Origin of the sequence: Heyndrickxia faecalis, from assembly GCF_040267745.1 — a bacterium.
GTDB classification, from domain to species: domain Bacteria; phylum Bacillota; class Bacilli; order Bacillales; family Bacillaceae_C; genus Weizmannia; species Weizmannia faecalis.
Genome location: NZ_CP158453.1, coordinates 3,021,579 through 3,037,074 on the forward strand (window position 1 = coordinate 3,021,579; position 15,496 = coordinate 3,037,074).

The following is a 15,496-nucleotide window of genomic DNA, read 5'->3' on the forward strand; positions in this document are numbered from 1 at the left end:
CTTCGGTTGCTGAAAAGAAGCAAAAGGACGAACCGGAAAAATGGCCTTGGAGTTCCGTGCTGAAAGCTTAACCGTAAGTAGGTTCCGGCGGGAAGAGCGCCCGTTAAAGCGCCGCAGTATAAGGAGATTGCAGGCTCCCGTACTGGCTAAGGCTGTTTATGTGAGTAAACAGTGAACGAAGGTGGTACCGCGTGAATTCAAACCACGCCCTTATCGTATAGGGGCGTGGTTTTTTATTTTTCAAAATTCAAGGAGGAAATGATATGACAAAACCATTGGTACTTCAAACAGACTTCGGATTATGCGACGGCGCCGTAGCCGCGATGAACGGGGTAGCAGTCTCGGTTGACCCAGCGCTCCGAATCTTTAACTTGACCCATGAAATTCCACCCTACCATATTTGGGAAGCTTCTTACCGGCTGTACCAGACGATTTCCTACTGGCCGGCGGATACCGTGTTTGTGAGCGTGGTCGACCCCGGTGTCGGATCCGATCGGCGCAGCATTGCCGCCAAAACGGCAAACGGCCAGTACATCATCACACCGGATAACGGCACCCTGACCCACATTAAAGACACGATTGTGGCCGCCAGAGAAATTGACGAAACCACCAACCGGCTCCCGCATTCAGAAGAATCGTATACGTTTCACGGCCGTGATGTATATGCCTACACCGGCGCAAAGCTGGCTGCCGGGGTGATCCGTTTTGAAGAAATCGGGCCGGAAATTCCGGCTGACTCCATTATTGAACTGCCGAGAAAAGCACCGGAGCTTCAGGATGGCGTGATTACAGGCACGATCGATACGCTGGATGTCCGTTTCGGCAATTTATGGACCAATATTGATTCTTCCTTGTTCAGGCAATTGGACGTCAACTACGGCGATTCGTTCGAAGTCACGATTTTTAACGAATCCCGCCAGCATTATAAAAACATTATGACATTCGGCCATTCTTTTGCCGACAGCCATATTGGCGAACCGCTTTTGTACATCAATTCCCTGTACAAACTCGGCATCGCCATCAACCAGGGCTCTTTCGCAAAAGCCTACCATATCGATACCGGTATCAAATGGAACATTACCATCCGCAAAGCACCGAAAATTGTATATCAAAAATAGGGGGAACACGACATGCAATCAAACAGAAGATCGATCGTCACAATTGTTGCAATCGGGATTGGCGCTGCCGTTTTTATTATTTTGGGCAGGTTTGTTTCCATCCCGACCGGCATCCCGAATACGACCATTGAAACGTCTTATGCTTTTCTTGCCCTTATGTCGATTGTATACGGCCGGCCCAGTTGCAGGCGCCCTGATTGGCTTGATCGGGCATGCCTTAAAGGATGCCATTTCTTACGGGTCTATCTGGTGGAGCTGGGTGATCGTTTCTACCCTTGTCGGCTTCTTATTCGGCCTTGTTTCGAAAAAAATAGACATCGAATCCGGCATTCTAAACGGCAAAAAGATTTTTCTGTTTAATATCGTACAAGTCATTGCCCAAGCAATCGGATGGTTTCTTGTTGCCCCTTTGCTCGACATCCTTATCTATGCGGAACCTGCCAATAAAGTATTTTTACAAGGCATTGTCGCGGGTGTGTCCAACATGGTGACAGTCGGGATTATCGGAACATTGCTGATTGCTGCTTACGCGAAAACGAGAAGCAAAAGCGGTAGTCTCCGAAAAGAATGATAGAATACCGGGAGGAAAAGATGAAAAAGCCCGTCATTGAATTCCAGAATTATACGTTTCAATACAGAAGTCAGGCCACCCCTACCCTGCATGATATCAATTTAACGATTTATGAGGGGGAAAGCGTGCTGATCCTCGGGCAGTCCGGGTCGGGGAAGAGCACACTTGGCCACTGCATTAACGGTCTCATTCCTTTTTCATATAAAGGCAAAGTATCCGGAAGTCTAAAGATAAACGGAAAAGAAACAAAAGATATGGACATTTTCTCCATATCCAAATTAGTCGGGACAGTGCTACAGGATCCGGACGGACAGTTCATTGGCTTAACCGTCGGCGAGGACATCGCTTTTGCCCTGGAAAATGAGGGTCTCGCGCTCCGTGACATGCATAATGCCGTTGATAAAGCAGCTCGGACAGTCGGTATTGAAAACAAGCTTTCAGCACGTGTACATGAATTATCAGGCGGCCAAAAGCAGAAAGTGTCTCTTGCTGGTGTAATGGTGGACCATACAGGAATTCTTTTGTTTGATGAACCGCTCGCAAATCTCGACCCGGCAACCGGAAAGCAAGCCATTCAGCTTATTTCGGACATCCGAAAAAAAGCAAACGTGACCGTCATAATCATTGAACACCGGCTTGAGGATGTACTGGCTGAAAAAATAGACCGAGTCATTGTGATGGATGAAGGCAACATGATCAGCGATTGTACGCCGGATGAATTGCTTTCTTCTTCCGTGCTGGAAACGTGCCATATCCGGGAGCCGCTTTATGTCAAAGCTGCAAAATATGCCGGCTGCCGCATTACACCTGAAATGCATCCGGCCCACCTGGATACATTTCAACTCAGCCGGTGCAAAGACGCCCTTTTAAACTGGTATAAACATGCCAAAAAGCCGGTTGCCCGCATCGAAACAGAGCCGGTGCTTGAAATCCATCATTTGTCTTTTTCGTATAAACCCGGGCAGCCTGTGCTCAAAAACCTTTCTTTCACCATCCAAAAAGGGGAAATGGTAAGCATTGTCGGGAAAAATGGTGCAGGAAAATCAACATTGTCACGTCTGATCTGCGGCTTTGAACAACCTTCTTCCGGAAAAATTTTTTACAAAGGGAAAGACGTCACAAACGACACCATTAAAGAACGGTCGCTTCGGATTGGCATGGTCATGCAAAACCCGAACCAGATGATCTCAAAACATATGATTTTCGATGAAATTGCGCTTGGTCTGGCCAACCGGGGAATTTCCCCGGAAGAGATCAAAAAACGCACAGAAAATGCCATGCGGCTTTGCGGTCTTTACCCTTTTCGGAATTGGCCTGTTTCCGCGCTCAGCTTCGGACAGAAAAAAAGGGTGACCATTGCTTCTATTCTCGTACTGGAACCGGATATTTTGATTCTCGATGAACCAACTGCCGGCCAGGATTATATGCATTACCATGAAATCATGGAGTTTTTGGTGGAACTGAACAAAAAAGGCATCACAATTCTCTTCATCACCCATGACATGCACCTCATGCTGGAGTATACGCCGCGCGCCATTGTACTTGCAGACGGAGAAAAAATTGCCGACGGTTCGGCTGCCGGAATTTTAACTCATCCTGACATAATCCGACGTGCCAATTTAAAAGAGACATCCCTCTATGCGCTTGCAAACCGGCTACATTTGAACCCGGAAAGTTTCACGGAACGCTTTATCACGTACGAAAGGGGGCTACAGACAAATGGCAACCGAAATGCTGTCTTATATCGAGCGGAAATCCCCCGTCCATGAATTGACTGGCGCGACAAAATTGATTCTCTTTTTGATGTGGTCTTTTGCTGCCATGCTTACCTATGATACACGTGTGCTTCTTTTCCTTTTTCTTTTAAGCCTTGTTATTTTTTACATTTCACGCATCAAGATCCGGGAAGTATTATCTATTTTGCTTTTTATCTTGGCTTTTCTGCTTTTGAATAACATTGCGATTTATATTTTTTCGCCAGGACAGGGTGTAAAAATTTACGGGACAAGCCATGTGCTGTTCTCGATTGCCGGCCGGTACAATATCACGTGGGAACAGCTTTTTTACCAGTTTAACATTACACTCAAATATTTCACGGTCATTCCAGCCGCACTTCTGTTTATTGTAACGACGCATCCAAGCGAGTTTGCTGCATCGCTCAATAAAATCGGGATCAGCTACCGGATTTCATTTGCGGTTGCCCTAGCGCTCCGCTATATTCCCGATATTCAGCGGGACTTTCACAATATCGCCCTTTCCCAGCAGGCAAGAGGCTTAGATATGTCACGCAAAGAAAAGCTGCCGAAACGGATAAAAAATGCGGCAACCATCCTGATTCCGCTCATCTTGTCGAGCCTTGATAAAATCGAAACCATCAGCAACGCGATGGAACTACGCGGCTTCGGAAAAAATAAAAAACGCACCTGGTACAGTGCACGCCCTTTTCAGTTAAAGGACTATGCAACAATGGCTGTCTTTTTGGCCATCTTGGTTGCTTCACTGCTTGTCACCTTTCACAACGGCAGCCGCTTTTATAACCCGTTTCTTAAGTTATCTTGATTAAGGCTTGGTTTGGGGTTCTTTTTAGGAGGAACACCCATACCGCAATGAATGCATCCGTAAAAAATGAAAATCACTCCCCCTATTTTCAGAATGGGCGTCCACGTCGCGCTTGCGAAATGGGCGTCCCCTTTTTAAAAAATGTCTTTTCCATCCCGAAATCTTTTTACAATGCGGTTAAGATGCTTGGCTTCCGATGCCAGCTGTGTTGCATTCTGAGCGATTGAATTTACGCCTTCCACCTGAATTTCCATGCTGGCGTTCGTTTCAGCCACTGTTTTGGTGAAATCTTCCGTAATCGTTTTTATTTCTTTTATCATTTCCTGAAGCTTTTCCCCCTCCTCCGTGATGTTTTGAACAGACTTACGATTATGGATGACCATGTCTTGGGTCCGGACGGCGCTCTTTGTTAATTGCATAATGGTCTCACCGGTTTGCGAAACAATCTCCATTCCCTTATCGATCGCCTTTACATTATGTTCAACCTGCGCAACAGCTGCTTCTAACAGCTCTGAGGAGTAAAAATTTTTCGTGATAATTTAAGTATCCCCCCCAAAAATACGGCCAAATATGTAATAATTTAAATAATTAGAGCTTGCTGGACGAATATTTTGGTATGGCTTAGTGACAAGTCGAATACAAGCTAAAATTTGATTCGTTCAGCAAGCCCTAATTAAACTTGGCTGTTTTGAGGGGGTTTTTATTTTGGTTACTAGAAAAGAAAAAAGAAATCGTGAAAAAGAAGCAAATTATTTTTTCGAGTTCCTTAAAATTCAGAAGCATTTTTTCAAAGACCTGATGAATAACCTAAAAAAGGTAGCAGACCACCGACATCAAAGCTATATCACTTATGGTCCAGAGGTCCTTTTATTTACGATGATGTTGAAAAATATGACCGGCCTAAAATCCATGAGAAACATGAGTGAGCGTTTTAATAAAGAAGAATGTATTAAAAATGTAGGGAAGGTGTTAGGCTTAGATTTTCTTGAAGAACTTCCACATTATGATACAATTAACGACTTTTTATCTGGCTTAGATGTAAATGAATTAGAAAAAATTAGAACGTATATGATTAAAGAATTATTGAAAAAAAGGTCTCTCGAGTCTTATCGAATTGAAGGAAAGTACTGGGGTGTCATCATTGATGGAACTGGATTACACACCTTTCATAAGAAACATTGTAAACACTGCCTGAGACGGGCATATACAAATAAAGAAACAGGAGAAACGAACGTACTTTATATGCACCATGTACTTGAAGCCAAGCTTGTCGTGGGGGATATGGTCTTCAGTATTGCCTCCGAATTTATCGAAAATGAATCAGAAAATGTTTCTAAGCAAGATTGTGAATTAAAAGCCTTCGACAGGCTGGCAAAGAAAATAAAAAAAATATTTAAAAGACTACCGATTTGTATCTTGGGAGATAGTCTCTATGCATGTGAAACGGTATTTAATCTGTGCAGGGCGCACAAATGGAAATATATATGCAGATTTAAGGAAGGGAGAATTAAAAGTATCTCGACGGAGTTTAAGGCAATAAAAGAGCTGGAACAAAGTAAGGATCAGAATTCATTAGTTTGGGTGAATGATATTGCCTACAAAGACAGAACGGTCAATCTGATGGAGGCCACAATGAAAACAGAGGATGGGAAATCGAAAGAGTATGTATTTATAACGGATATTAAAATCACGAAAAAGAACGTGGAACGACTCATCGCTGCAGGAAGAAGCCGCTGGAAGATTGAAAATCAAGGATTTAACGAACAAAAAAATAATCGTTACAATATAGAACATGCCAATAGCCAAAACTACACAGCCATGAAAAATCATTATTTATTAGTTCAAATAACAGATATTATTAGACAGCTGTTTGAAAAAGGTTCGTCAATCTTAAAAGCACTCAAAAAAACGGCAAAAGAAAAATCCTCAAATCTGTTGGAATCGTTTCGGACACGCATTTTAACAGACGAGGATTTCACCCATTTAAGTAAGCCAATACAAGTAAGGTTTACTTAATGGTTATATTATAGCAAAGGATGTGATGTAAAAAAAGGTTTTTTTGAAGTTATCCACAATTTTAAAAAAGAAATTTGCAAATTCGGCTCTTTTTGACTTTGAAAGCAGAAAAAATAGATGGAAAAATTTTCTAAATGTGGATAAGTCATTTTATCATAAAACATCTAAAAATTGATGAATTTACTCTTCAGAACTGTGCTTCTAAATCTTCCCTTGTTTTTTTCATAGAGGACATGATATGTTCGGCAAATACATTTGTTCCTTCCGCCAGTTTTCTCACCTCATTGGCGACAATCGCAAAACCGTTTCCGACCTCGCCAGCCCGTGCCGCTTCAATCGAGGCATTAAGTGCCAGCATATTCGTTTGCTTGGAAATTTCCGTAATGGCCGACACCTTTTCCATGACCGTTTTCGCTTCTTCGGCTACCAAACGGATATTAGACGCTGTATTTGAAGCCTCATCCTGAATCGCCTTCATTTGGTTTTTCGCCAATTGTACAGCCTGTTCTCCCTTACTTGCATCTCTCAGTGCTTCATCCGCCCCGGCAACAGCATTCTCCGCTTCTTCCTGCATTTCCCATACCTTTTCCATCATCTTTTCCACCATCTCATTCGCATTTCCAATCGAATTGCCCTGAATCTCAGCGCCGCCCCGAAAAGTTTGAACAGCCGCAGAGATTTGTTCAAAAGCTGCGGAAATGTGCTGCAATTCCATTTCTTGTTCCTTGCTTATCTGTTCCACCGTTTCGCTTCCATTTTTAAAGTCGCGGATCATTGCCCGGATGCCTAAAATGATCTTATTTATTTCATAGCCGATTTGATGGAACTCATTGCGCAGCCCTACTGTTTTCACCACTGCGCTCAAGTCCCCCGAAGAAATCTTTCTTGCAACCGCATACCAATGCCGCAGCTGATGGGTGATGATCAAATAGGCGGCCAAACTAAGCATAAGACTGACGATAAGGGTAATTCCGAACACACTGCCTGTTTCCACCAGGTCTTGATGAAAAAAATAGGCGGCCAATGATGCTGCTACGCTCGACACCACCGCTATCCCCCCAAAAAGGAGACCGATAAACGGCTGATGAACAAGCCTGCCCATCCGCAAATTAAAGCGCTTTCCATTTGGCTCAGTCAAAAGCGGGCACGAGGCATCAATGAGCACTTCCCCCGTATCTCTTGGGTACATCTGTAATAGGCCAGTATTGGTACTGGCAGCAGCCAGCCCCACTTTGTCATTAAAAATGGTTCCTTCCCGGAGGCGGTTCGTATGGATATAACCCACACCGTTTTCATCCACAATCACAAAGTATTCATCCCGCGCAAGTTCCTGATCAAGCAGGGAACGAATGGAATCGGCCTGCTCTTCAATGGACTTTTGCGAATCCCAAACCTGCCTTACCTTTTCAGCCACCCTTTCAACTTTAGCCAGTGCTTTTTTCGCTGCAGTCGTATGTAGTAGTTTGCTCATCCTCTTCCCCCTGGTTCCACTGCGGTAGATTTGTTTTTTAAAATGGATATCCCCTTGCAAACCGGAATCCGTAAAGATATCCATAGGACAATGTACCCAGCATCAATCTGCAATTTATGAACAGGTTGTTTTTCCAAATACGATCCAATGTCTGAGACTATGTATCTATTATATCAATCCTTTGCGGAATTTTGTAGAATTATTAAAAATTTGTGTGAATAGGGAGCGGAAGCAAGTGGGGCTTTGCTCGGGAAGCACTGTGATACCCATTATTACGAAGGGCTTGGTAATGGCTCTTTCTCCGGTAGAACCAGGCGGGGTACAAAGTTTTTGCTGCTTTTTCTATCCGATCTTTGCATTCTTGCTGACTCATTCCCATCCTGCCTCGCCTATTCAAATTTACGTCCTTTTCTGCAATGGCTGGAAAATTGATCCGGTTTTTACCGAAAACCAAAAAAGGAAGGCTTCCCATTTTGTGAGAAGCCTTCCCTTTCAAAGTGCAGTGTCTGTCTTTTGCACCCCTTCTTTTTTATATGCGATAAAGTAGAGCATGCTGACAAACACAACTGCGCCTGCCGCATTCCCGAGGAAAACGGCAATGATATTTTTCAAAAATAACATCCATGAAAGATGCCCCGCAAAAATAGCGGCCGGAATAATGAACATATTAGCAACAACGTGCTGGAACCCGATTAGCACAAAAGCCATGATCGGAAACCAGATGCCGAGGATTTTGCCTGCAAACGTTTTGGCGCCGTAGCAAAGCCAGACTGCCATGCTGACAAGCCAGTTACAACCGATCCCGGAGACAAATGCCTGCCAAAAAGGTGCGCTTGTCTTCATTTCTGCCGTGTGAACTGTTTTCGCCAAAAAATCCCCCTCTGTCAGGCCGATAAAATGCCCGAAAAAGTAGGCCACAAACAGCGCACCGATCAGGTTAAAAATGGTGATCCACAACCAGTTCCAGATAAGCTGCAAGATGTTAATCTTTTTGTCAAAACAGGCCATGCTGACGGCCATCATATTGCCGGTGACAAGCTCGCCGCCCCCAACCAAAATCAAGATCAGGCCGGTCGGGAACACTGCGGCACCCATAAATGTGTCAAAACTGCCCCAGCTCGCTGGCATCGTGCCGGTCACCCGGATATAAGCCAAATAACCGATTGCAATAAAAGCCCCGCCCAAAAAACCAAGCACCACCATCGACAAAAACGAGCTGTTCGCTTTCGCTATTCCTTTTTCAATTGCTACATCCGCAATTTCTTTCGGACTTAAGTCCATCATACCCACCTCTCATTTCTTATATGATAGAGAATAAAAACATTCCTGCTGCTGCTCACCGTACCAGCATCAACGCAAATTTGCAAAATAGATCATTCGAACTCAGGCCATATTTAAGTGCCAGCGTGATTCTTCCCGCTACACCCGTATTTTTCCCGGGATGTCCGGCGGGTATCGCTATCTTTTAGGATGTATAAGCAAAATTTTTTTATCCAGTTTTCTTTGCATGATATTTTTTGAAGCTTCCATGATGGAAAAATTTCTAATTTATAATATATCCAAACTTTCAATGAAGTCAAATGCACTTTGGCGCTTCTGTACATTTTGCAAAATACCTTTCCCCACTTCGGCGCATGCTTAAACAGACAAGCAGGAAACTTTTTGTTCCCTTTTAAAAAAATTCAGATATTATGTATATTAAAAGTTGTGCCCTTTAGGAAGGCTATTCCTCTTATGGCGGAAACCACGCGTATTTTAATCCATAAAGCGATTCCCACACGGATTGCATGGCAGACAGGTTTTTTCATTCTTTCAAATGGGAATAAAAATGTCGAAAGAAAATGGGTATGAACCCGTGTTGTCCGTTCATACTCATGATTAGAAGGCTGTACAGATTCGAACTATACAGCCAAGCGCATCATTGGCTGCCTTGAGGCTCGGACTCCGGGCAGCTTTACTTTTTCATTAACGCATGCACTGATTAAAGTCTTCTTTTTTTAAAGTAATATACTCATCACAAAGATCCTTCATATAACCCGCTTTTTGTTGATCTACGACACCGGCAACCACATTTTTCCCCAAACTTCTGGCCATTTTAATGGCTGCTTCGTAATCCGTATCAGCACTGAATAAAATTGCCTCATCATAACCGTTATTAAAAGCAAGTGACACCAAATCTACCGCTATATTTACATCTGTTCCTTTTTCTGTAAAAATTGGCTTGCCTAGCGCATTTATTCCCACAACACTTAAATAACCCAGTTTCGCGATACATTTTGGAACCTTTTTGTTTAAATGATCAATAAATAATTTCGTTGCTGCCGCTTTTTCTTTATCCAAACTTCCGACTGCTGTGTAATAATAAATGCGCTGAAGGATCCCATCTCTCCGGGCAGCCACGTATTCTGCCAACTTTAAATAGTCCAGCCTCTGCTGAGACCCGTACAAGGCAGTAAGAGCCGCTTCGAAATTATTGCCATCAATAAAGACCATCACTCTCTTCACATTTGGTTTCCCCCTTTGACATACTAAAGGCGCCAGCTTCGATGCTGACGCCTTTTCTGATTCTCTTGTACTTAGCTTCGATTGCTAAGCACCTCACAACACTGAAAGACACCGCCTCCGACTGACGGTCTTACCATATCCCTTTTTGGTTAAGTTTCCGAGCTTCTTGACCTATTCGAGGTAAATATATCACCACACCGGGGAAGCTGTCAACAGCAAAATTAAGTAACAGCGTGTCTTCCCATTTTTTCCACTCATCTATCCCTTCAAGTAAAATTCTACCCATACATGTTCTTCCATATACCCTCTTTCCACATTACCAACTGCTTGAACCATAAGTCACTCAATGTTTGTTCAGCGGGCAAATAGATTTCATCTCGCGGTTCCGACACGGTGCACAGCCGCAATCTGTTTCAATCTTTCTCCGAGTGAAAAGATCTCCTCTTTTGTTGTGTGGCGCCCAAAAGAAATTCTAAAAAACTGATCAGCCGCTTCCTTCGGGTATCCCATGGCTTCAACCGCTTTGCTCCCGCCTTCATGATGTTCCTGGCAGGCGCTCCCGGTTGAAATCGCGAATCCCGCTTTGTTACACTCCAATAAAACAAGCTGCCCCTGAACGCCTGTAATCATACAGCCGACGATGGAAGGAAGCTGCATCGCCCGTTCCCCTTCTATAAAAACAACCGCCCCGCCGGTTGCCTCTTTTAATGCAGTCCGGTATTCCCAGTCCCGCTCACTTTCTATCAAAATTTCCTCGACAGCGGCAGCAAATCCGGCAATGCCGGGCACATTCACCGTCCCGCCGCGGAACCCCTTTTCATGGGATAAATGCGGAAAAACAGGCGCCATGACACAAGAGGGGTGAATGTACACTGCTCCGACCCCTTTTGGCCCGTGAATTTTGTGTGAAGAGAGGGTGATGCTGTCGACGTAAGGGATCATGCGCGCTACATCGGCCTTGCCAAATGACTGCACACAATCGGAATGAAGCAGGATCCCCCGCCTTCTTACCATCCGGGAAATTTCCTCAATAGGCTGGATGGTGCCGATTTCCTGGTTAATATGCTGAACCGAAACGAGCACCGTGTCCGGCCGGATCGCCGCTTCAAGCTTCTTAACATCCACCGTCCCTTTTTCTGTAAACGGGAGCCTTGTCACTTCAAATCCCAGCCTTTCCAAAAACCCGAGCGCCGAATGGACGGACGCATGCTCCGCCATCGACGAAATGATATGTTTTCCCCTTCCGGAAGCTCCCATTGCAAGCGAAACAATCGCCAATAAATTCCCCTCCGTCCCGCCTGAAGTAAAATACAGCCCTTCAGCCGGTATGCCGAGATAGCTGCTGATCAAGTCCCGCGATTTTTCAAGAACCGCACACGCATCCGTCCCGATGTCATGCAGGCTTTCACTGTTTCCGTAAAAAGATTCGGCCGCTTCCATAAACGTCTCCCGTGCCCGTTCACTCATTTTTGTCGTTGCCGCATAATCAAAATAAAACATAGCTAGCCTCCTAAAAAGTACTTGTATTCAGTTTAATTTTGTGCAAAGATAGGTGTCAAGACAGATGTAAAGCAGGGAGACCGATGACAGAAAAAATATGTATCTTGGGAAGCGGGATTGCCGCCTTACAGTTGGCCGTGCACTTGGGCAGCCGCTACGAAGTGACGATCATCACAAAGGCGCAGGTAAAAACGAGCAATTCCTACAAAGCACAAGGCGGGATCGCAGCCGTCCTCTCGCCGGAAGACCGTTTTGAATTGCATGTGAAAGACACGATCCGGGCGGGCTGCCGGCACCATGATGAAAAAGAAGTGGAAAAATTGGTGAAAGAGGGTGCGGCTGTAGCGGAAGCACTCATAAAAAGCGGGCTTCCCGTAGACAGGCGGCCGGACGGCGGGCTTGATTTAGGGCTTGAAGGCGCCCATACAGTGCACCGTATTCTCCATTGCGGCGGCGATGCAACCGGCAAATTTGTCATTCAACATCTTCTCGGGCAACTTGGAAAAAACGTCCGGATGATCGAACATGAGCTGGCGTTTGAACTAATCGTATCCGCAGAAACAGGACGCGTAACCGGTGTAAAAACAAAAACGGCCGCCGGTAAAATCCGCCGTTATTTTTCCGATCATACCGTAATCGCAACCGGCGGGCTAGGGAGCTTGTATCCTTTTACCTCGAACCACCCGGAAATCATCGGCGACGGGATTCAAATGGCATACCGGGCCGGCGCGGAACTTGCAGATATGGAGTTCGTCCAGTTTCACCCGACATTATTGTATGCGGAAGGCTGCGCGAAAGGCCTTGTGTCCGAAGCCGTCCGCGGAGAAGGTGCAGTACTCGTGGACGAAAATGGATCGCCTGTCATGGCGGGTGTCCACCCGTTAAAAGACCTGGCACCCAGGCATGTGGTCGCCCACCAAATTCATCAAACGATTCATAGCGGAAAGAAAGTTTTTCTGGACATCCGTAAAATCAAACACTTTGAAAAAAGGTTCCCGACCATTTCCCGGATTTGCCGGGAAAGCGGCATTGATATCCATTCCGGCCTGTTGCCTGTTGTCCCGGGCAGCCATTTCTTTATGGGCGGCATCGTAGTGGATACATATGGCAGAACAACGGTAAACGGGCTGTATGCCATCGGGGAAGCCGCGGCAAGCGGCGTACACGGTGCAAACCGGCTCGCCAGCAATTCGCTTTTGGAAGGGCTCGTATTCGGCAAACGGCTCGCAGCGTTTTTAAATGCATCGGAACCTGAAGCATCGGGCGGCGAAACAGTAGAAATCGTCCGCCCTCCTTTAAATCCGGAAATCGCCCGTCGGTTAGACACCGCAGCATTGAAGGAAAAAATGATGGAAAATACCGGTGTGATCCGTACGGAAACCGGGTTGCGGCATCTTTTGCAGTGGCTCGAAGCACGCGGGGCTGATACGTTTTCCGCTTTTTCACTCGACCATCTTACAAAGGAAGAAATAGAAAAAGTCTTTATGTTTACCAACAGCTTTTTCATCACACAATCGGCGCTTTTCCGGAAAGAATCGCGTGGTGCCCATATCCGCGCCGATTACCCGGATGAAAGCAGCGACTGGCAGGGTATCCATCTCATTCATGCAAAAAACAAAGGCTTGATCGCAAGGAGGGGACTTTATGAACAAGCTCAAACTTCAATCCATGCTTAAAGATTTTTTCATGGAAGACATTGGGGAAGGCGATATCAATACGGAATATATTTTTTCGCCGGATCAGCCGGGCAAATTAACGTTCATTGCAAAACAAAACGGGATTTTCTGTGGGAAAGATGTGATAGAAGAAGGTTTCCGTATCCTGGACAGTACGGTGAGACCCCGCATTTTCCCCCAGGACGGTGCCTGGCTTGAAAAAGGTACGGTCATTGCAGAAATCCACGGGCCCATTGTAAGCCTCCTTTCCGGAGAGCGGGTAATCCTGAATCTCGTCCAGCGCATGTCGGGCATTGCAACAACAACAAACGCTGCAGTCCGTGAGACGAAAGGCACCCATGCAAAGATTTGCGATACAAGAAAGACAACCCCCGGCCTCCGGATGCTTGAAAAATACGCCGTTAAAGCAGGCGGCGGATTCAACCACCGGCACGGGCTGTACGACTGTGTCATGCTGAAAGACAACCATATCGCATTTGCCGGCAGCATCACAAAAGCCGTGGAAACAGTGAAAGCGTCCATCGGGCATACTGTAAAAATTGAAGTCGAAATTGAAACAAAAGACCAGCTGCTTGAGGCTGTCCGTGCCGGTGCTGACATCATCATGTTTGACAACCGATCACCGGCAGAAATTCGCGAATGGCTCCCGCTCGTGCCGCCCCATATTGCGACGGAAGCATCGGGCAACATCACAATGGAAAAGATCCGGAGCTATGCTGAAACCGGCATCGAGTGGATTTCGCTCGGATTTTTGACCCATTCCTATCCAGTACTTGATATCAGTGCAATCGTGGAAAATACGAAGGAGGTTGCTTTATGACCCTGCTGGAAACGTTACAACTTACGACTTTGCCGGAAAAATATCAGTCTCTTTCGCAAGAAGAAATGGAAAACCGGGTTTGGGACATCAAAAAAGAAATGGGCGCGCAACTTTTCCTCCCATGTCACCACTACCAGCGTGAAGAAGTATACCAGTTTGCCGATGCTGCCGGTGATTCGCTGCAGCTTGCGCAAATTTCGGCAAAAAACCGCAATGCCAAATACATTGTGTTTTGCGGTGTACATTTTATGGCGGAAACGGCGGATATGTTAACATCGGCGGAACAAACCGTCATTCTTCCCGACATGCGTGCAGGCTGCTCAATGGCAGACATGGCCGATATCCACCAGACGGAACGGGCATGGGACATGTTACAATCTTTGTTTGGCGATACGATGCTGCCGCTTACGTATGTCAACTCCACAGCAGCGATTAAAGCATTTGTCGGGCGCAACGGCGGGGCAACCGTTACTTCTTCGAATGCGAAAAAAATGGTCAAGTGGGCCTTCACCCAAAAGGAACGGATTTTCTTTTTACCAGACCAGCATCTCGGCCGGAACACCGCCTATGATTTGGGCGTGGATCTCGCAGATATGGCAGTCTGGGATCCGATCCGGAACGAACTAATCTACGAAGGGGCACTTGAAAATGTGAAAGTCATTTTATGGAAAGGGCACTGCTCCGTACACGCGCACTTTACCATCAAAAATATCGAATTCGTGCGCGCAAAATATCCGGATATGCAAATCATTGTCCATCCGGAATGTGCGCATGAAGTGGTTGCCCTGTCAGATTTCAGCGGCTCCACAAAATACATCATTGATACGATTGAAAACGCGCCGGCCGGGAGCGCCTGGGCAATCGGCACTGAAATGAACCTGGTGCAGCGCCTGATCAAAAATCATCCGGATAAAAAGATTATTTCGTTAAATCCGGTCATGTGCCCGTGCCTGACCATGAACCGGATCGACCTGCCGCATCTTTTATGGTCGCTAGAAAACATTATTGAGGGCAAAGAAACAAACGTGATCAAAGTAGCGGAAAACACAGCGCGAGATGCAGTTTTGGCGTTAGAGCGGATGTTAAAACTTTGATGATGCTGGTTTCGGATTGATCAATGCTTAGACTCAGGGGTCCAGAGAGCCCCTTTTTGTCTTTATGACAAAGTCTTAATCTGTTTGCTTTAAAACGACGCTTTTCTTTTGCAACTCCAGTATGTCGAACCATTGATATATTAATAGCTGAATGATGAAAAAATTA

13 protein-coding genes, 1 pseudogene and 1 other annotated feature (1 of these 15 running past the window's edge) are annotated in these 15,496 nt (G+C 45.6%); of the genes and pseudogenes, 8 read left to right on the plus strand and 6 right to left on the minus strand.

From position 1 onward, the window contains the following. Positions 1 to 215, plus strand: a binding site (T-box leader); it begins 49 nt to the left of the window's first position. Between the two features lie 48 nt (positions 216 to 263). The 4 genes and pseudogenes from ABR335_RS14530 (at position 264) to ABR335_RS14545 (ending at position 4,248) form a co-directional block, all read left to right on the plus strand. Further along, positions 264 to 1,118 (plus strand): SAM hydrolase/SAM-dependent halogenase family protein, encoded by an 855-nt coding sequence (locus ABR335_RS14530; RefSeq protein WP_014096103.1) that lies wholly within the window; start codon positions 264 to 266, stop codon positions 1,116 to 1,118. A 12-nt stretch (positions 1,119 to 1,130) separates the two neighbouring features. Then, positions 1,131 to 1,689: pseudogene (locus tag ABR335_RS14535) on the plus strand (ECF-type riboflavin transporter substrate-binding protein). A gap of 20 nt (positions 1,690 to 1,709) precedes the next feature. After that, complete coding sequence (locus tag ABR335_RS14540) at positions 1,710 to 3,458, plus strand: ABC transporter ATP-binding protein (RefSeq protein ID WP_350346298.1); 1,749 nt, start codon at positions 1,710 to 1,712, stop codon at positions 3,456 to 3,458. Further along, entirely contained in the window at positions 3,409 to 4,248 is an 840-nt protein-coding gene (locus tag ABR335_RS14545) for an energy-coupling factor transporter transmembrane component T family protein (protein ID WP_350346299.1), read from the plus strand. The genes ABR335_RS14540 and ABR335_RS14545 overlap by 50 nt, the downstream gene beginning before the upstream one ends. A gap of 134 nt (positions 4,249 to 4,382) precedes the next feature. Here the strand turns inward: ABR335_RS14545 and ABR335_RS14550 are convergent, their stop codons facing one another. Beyond that, on the minus strand, positions 4,383 to 4,700 hold the full coding sequence (locus ABR335_RS14550) for a hypothetical protein (protein WP_350346300.1): 318 nt from the start codon (positions 4,698 to 4,700) through the stop codon (positions 4,383 to 4,385). 253 nt (positions 4,701 to 4,953) lie between these two features. Here ABR335_RS14550 and ABR335_RS14555 point away from each other — a divergent pair, with 253 nt between their 5' ends. After that, a complete protein-coding gene (locus tag ABR335_RS14555) occupies positions 4,954 to 6,264 on the plus strand; it encodes a transposase family protein (RefSeq protein ID WP_014096942.1) in 1,311 nt (436 codons plus the stop codon). Positions 6,265 to 6,451: 187 nt separating this feature from the next. Here ABR335_RS14555 and ABR335_RS14560 read toward each other — a convergent pair whose 3' ends face one another. The 5 genes from ABR335_RS14560 to ABR335_RS14580 all read right to left on the minus strand — a co-directional run bounded on the left by ABR335_RS14560 (position 6,452) and on the right by ABR335_RS14580 (position 11,740). Then, positions 6,452 to 7,735, minus strand: a complete 1,284-nt coding sequence (locus ABR335_RS14560; RefSeq protein WP_350346301.1) for a methyl-accepting chemotaxis protein — start codon at positions 7,733 to 7,735, stop codon at positions 6,452 to 6,454. A gap of 492 nt (positions 7,736 to 8,227) precedes the next feature. Continuing rightward, on the minus strand, positions 8,228 to 9,016 hold the full coding sequence (locus tag ABR335_RS14565; protein WP_014096109.1) for a formate/nitrite transporter family protein: 789 nt from the start codon (positions 9,014 to 9,016) through the stop codon (positions 8,228 to 8,230). Between the two features lie 684 nt (positions 9,017 to 9,700). Next, complete coding sequence (locus ABR335_RS14570) at positions 9,701 to 10,240, minus strand: NYN domain-containing protein (protein ID WP_014096110.1); 540 nt, start codon at positions 10,238 to 10,240, stop codon at positions 9,701 to 9,703. 130 nt (positions 10,241 to 10,370) lie between these two features. Further along, positions 10,371 to 10,526, minus strand: a complete 156-nt coding sequence (locus ABR335_RS14575) for a hypothetical protein (protein ID WP_187287743.1) — start codon at positions 10,524 to 10,526, stop codon at positions 10,371 to 10,373. A gap of 86 nt (positions 10,527 to 10,612) precedes the next feature. After that, positions 10,613 to 11,740 carry an IscS subfamily cysteine desulfurase gene (locus tag ABR335_RS14580; RefSeq protein ID WP_168985889.1) on the minus strand — a complete coding sequence of 376 codons (1,128 nt, stop codon included), beginning with the start codon at positions 11,738 to 11,740 and terminating at the stop codon, positions 10,613 to 10,615. Positions 11,741 to 11,823: 83 nt separating this feature from the next. Here ABR335_RS14580 and nadB point away from each other — a divergent pair, with 83 nt between their 5' ends. Genes nadB through nadA form a run of 3 tightly spaced genes read left to right on the plus strand, consistent with a single transcriptional unit; the run spans position 11,824 to position 15,330 of the window. Further along, a complete protein-coding gene (gene nadB / locus ABR335_RS14585) occupies positions 11,824 to 13,416 on the plus strand; it encodes an L-aspartate oxidase (RefSeq protein ID WP_348658272.1) in 1,593 nt (530 codons plus the stop codon). Then, the gene (nadC, locus tag ABR335_RS14590; RefSeq protein ID WP_350346302.1) at positions 13,385 to 14,236 is read left to right on the plus strand and encodes a carboxylating nicotinate-nucleotide diphosphorylase; all 852 of its coding nucleotides are present in this window, start codon (positions 13,385 to 13,387) and stop codon (positions 14,234 to 14,236) included. The genes nadB and nadC overlap by 32 nt, the downstream gene beginning before the upstream one ends. Continuing rightward, positions 14,233 to 15,330: a quinolinate synthase NadA gene (gene nadA, locus ABR335_RS14595; RefSeq protein WP_350346303.1), complete on the plus strand. Its 1,098-nt coding sequence runs from the start codon at positions 14,233 to 14,235 to the stop codon at positions 15,328 to 15,330. Before nadC ends, nadA begins: the two co-directional genes overlap by 4 nt. The last annotated feature ends 166 nt before the right edge of the window (positions 15,331 to 15,496 follow it).